This window comes from Phyllobacterium sp. P5_D12, assembly GCF_054049495.1.
This window is the reverse complement of the sequence record NZ_JBFUMG010000514.1, coordinates 1-3,161: the sequence shown is the minus strand read 5'-3', so window position 1 is coordinate 3,161 and position 3,161 is coordinate 1. Positions and strand designations below refer to the sequence as shown.

3 protein-coding genes are annotated in these 3,161 nt (G+C 57.4%); 1 reads left to right on the top strand and 2 read right to left on the bottom strand.

Translation table 11 applies throughout. The features are described from left to right. Window positions 1-171 (top strand): Fe-Mn family superoxide dismutase, encoded by a 171-nt coding sequence (locus ACXJ5O_RS22725; protein WP_457301881.1) that lies wholly within the window; start codon window positions 1-3, stop codon window positions 169-171. 54 nt (window positions 172-225) lie between these two features. On the opposite strand, the gene amaB is transcribed toward ACXJ5O_RS22725, so the two are convergent. Both amaB and hglS read right to left on the bottom strand, forming a co-directional pair. Continuing rightward, window positions 226-1,737 (bottom strand): L-piperidine-6-carboxylate dehydrogenase, encoded by a 1,512-nt coding sequence (gene amaB, locus ACXJ5O_RS22720; RefSeq protein ID WP_457301879.1) that lies wholly within the window; start codon window positions 1,735-1,737, stop codon window positions 226-228. Window positions 1,738-1,817: 80 nt separating this feature from the next. Next, a complete protein-coding gene (gene hglS, locus ACXJ5O_RS22715; protein ID WP_457301880.1) occupies window positions 1,818-3,158 on the bottom strand; it encodes a 2-oxoadipate dioxygenase/decarboxylase HglS in 1,341 nt (446 codons plus the stop codon). Window positions 3,159-3,161: the final 3 nt, after the last annotated feature.

The following is a 3,161-nucleotide window of genomic DNA, read 5'->3' as shown; positions in this document are numbered from 1 at the left end:
ATGCAAGACGCCGGTGACCCGCTCGCGGAGGGCAAGAAAGCTTTGCTCGGTATCGATGTCTGGGAGCATGCCTACTATCTCGATTATGAAAACCGCCGTCCGGAACACGTCGCGGCGGTTCTAGGCAAGCTTGTTAACTGGGAATTTGTCGGCGAACAATTTCAGGCATGATATTCCGTGCGCAGCGCCGTCCCCCGTTTCCGGGGAACGGCGTTTGAAATCTGATTAGTCGATGTCGAAGGATACGCCCTGCGCGAGGGGAAGGGCTGACGAATAGTTCACCGTGTTCGTGGCACGGCGCATATAGGCCTTCCATGCGTCCGACCCGGATTCGCGCCCGCCACCTGTTTCCTTCTCGCCACCAAAGGCTCCGCCGATTTCGGCGCCCGATGTGCCGATATTGACGTTGGCGATACCGCAATCTGATCCATCAGCGCTGAGGAAACGTTCGGCTTCCTGTAAATTGAGCGTGAAAATCGAGGATGAAAGCCCCGCTCCGACTGCATTATGATCGGCGATCGCTTTGTCGAAATCGCTGTATTTCATGACATAGAGGATAGGAGCAAAGGTTTCTTCGGTAACCGGCCCATCCTGTTTCGGCATTTCGACGAGAGCGGGACGGACATAATAGGCATTCGCGTATCCGGTATCGATGCGCGCACCGCCCGTTACCTTGCCACCATGATCGATTGCTCGCCTAAGCGCCTTTTGCATATTGTCATAGGCTGCCTTGTCGATAAGCGGGCCGACCAACGCCGGTGTATCGAGCGGACTGCCGACGGAAACACTCTCATAGGCTTTTTTCAGGCGGGGCACGAGCGTTTCATAGACGCTTTCATGTACGAAAAGACGGCGAAGGCTCGTGCAACGCTGACCGGCGGTTCCCATTGCACCGAAGGCAATAGCACGCAGTGCCATGTCGAGATCGGCCGAGGGGCAGACGATGCCGGCATTGTTACCACCAAGCTCGAGGATCGAGCGGGCGAAACGCTTGGCGAGACGCGGCCCGACCTCGCGGCCCATGCGGGTCGATCCCGTCGCCGATACGAGCGCAATCTTCGGATGATCGACGAGTGTCTCGCCAACGGTGCGGTCGCCCATCAGCACCTGGGTAAGGCCGGCGGGAACATCACCAAAACGCTTGGCGGCGCGCTCAAAGATGGCTTGGCATGCAAGCGCGGTTAGAGGTGTTTTTTCCGATGGCTTCCACACAACAGCATTACCGCAGACGAGTGCGAGCGCAGTGTTCCACGACCAGACGGCAACCGGGAAATTGAAAGCGGAGATAACCCCAACGACGCCAAGCGGATGCCAGGTTTCCATCATGCGGTGTCCGGGACGTTCAGTTGCAATGGTCAGGCCATAGAGCTGGCGCGACAAGCCGACAGCAAAATCGCAAATGTCGATCATTTCCTGGACTTCGCCGAGGCCTTCGGACGGGATCTTGCCAGCTTCGATGGAAACGAGGCGGCCGAGTTCACTCTTCAGCGCCCGCAACTCCTCGCCGAACAGACGCACGAGCTCGCCGCGCCTTGGGGCCGGCACCAGACGCCATTCGCGGAACGCTGCATCAGCCTGTTCGATCGTCCTTGCCGTATCGTCCGCCGAATGAACCACGATATCGGCGATTTTCTCTCCGCTTACGGGACTAAAAGAAGGCATATTGCCTCCGGTATAGGCGGATTCACCTACGCCGAGCTTGGAAAGGAGTGTTTTCACTTCTTGAGCAATGGTCATCTTGCTTTTCCTTTGTCTGTTTGCCTGCCGGTTTGGGGCAGTTTTTATCAGGCGGTTCTAATTTTTGATACAGCCGCTGCTCAGCTTGCGAGCGCGATGGGTTTGAAGTGTCTCAGGCACGTATCGACAGATGCTTTTTCAAGGCTTTCATAATGCGCGAACTCATCGAGAACCGGTACACCAAGCTGGCCCTCGAATTCGCGCTGACTGGGGCTTGCTGCGAATTTCTGGCTCGCATCGTCGCCGAGATTGGATTGGAAAATTCCGGCGGCACTCACCGGCAGAAAATCCTCATAGAGGATCGGGTCGAACTGGACGGCGCCCATCGCGACGAGGGTTTCGATGTTGGCGGCTTCGCGAGGCGACAGCGTGTTCAGCGGAAAGCACTCGACGACGGAATAGCGGAAATAACCGAGCCCATTGATGCGGATATTATTCCAATTATCCGGGAAGGCTTTGAACGCATCAGCCAACGCAGCAACGTAGGCTTCGGCATTCGAGCCATCGGCGGCAGGGCGAACTACTTCACGCGATTTGGCCAGGAGTTGGTCGTAGAGCGCGCGACCTTTTGGTGTTAGCGCAATGCCACGCTGCTCGATTTCGCCGAAGCGGGCCGTATGCGAGCCGGCTTCCCATTGCCCTTGAGCGTTGCGAAACGAGACGTTTTCCTCAAGCGCCTTGAAAGAGGTCTGGCGCAGGAGAATGGGACAGGCCCGGGTCGGAGGGCCTTCGATGACTGCCTTGGGCGAAATACCGTGTGCTGGCATCAGGGCCTGAACGGCATCGATATCCAGTGTGCGCGGCGTCAGATGATTGATGTGCGGCCCCTTGAAAGACACGACATCGGCGATCAGCCGGTGCGCATCGTGCAGGCGGTCATAAAGCTCACCGCTAACACTGGCATGATCGTGCCAACGGAAGGTTTCGAGGATTTCCTGTACTAAAAGCGCCGCATCGTCAGCGTTGAGGCCACCGTCAGTCTCGGCTTTCTCAATGAGAGAAATCGCCTCTGCAGTAAAAATCTGCCGTGCTTCGAGGACCTTCCGGGCTTCATCGCGGAGTTCTGGATCCGCAACGAGATCGAGCCGCAGCAATGAGGTAAAAACGCGAAACGGATTGATCTTCAGCGCCGCATCGCTTGACGGCCGGAAGGCGGTGGAATGCACGGGAACGCCGGCCTCACTCAGATCGTAGTAACCGACCGGATACATGCCCATGATGGCGAACACCCGGCGCAGCATGGCGAGTTCTGCTGGTGTCCCGACACGGATAGCACCGTGCCGCTCTTCCGAAATACGATCAAGCGTGTCGGTTTTTTCCAGGCGATGTCTCAGTTCCGGCGATCCGGCAAGCGTTTGTGCGTTCACTTTCGCGACAAGCGACAGAAGTGTTCCGTAGGCGGGAACTTCCGTCCGGTACATGGA

What these genes read in the sequence shown, in the direction of transcription:
- ACXJ5O_RS22725 (WP_457301881.1), top strand. Translation starts at nt 1, where the DNA reads ATGCAAGACGCCGGTGACCCGCTCGCGGAGGGCAAGAAAGCTTTGCTC.
- amaB (WP_457301879.1), bottom strand. Translation starts at nt 1,737, where the DNA reads ATGACCATTGCTCAAGAAGTGAAAACACTCCTTTCCAAGCTCGGCGTA.
- hglS (WP_457301880.1), bottom strand. Translation starts at nt 3,158, where the DNA reads ATGTACCGGACGGAAGTTCCCGCCTACGGAACACTTCTGTCGCTTGTC.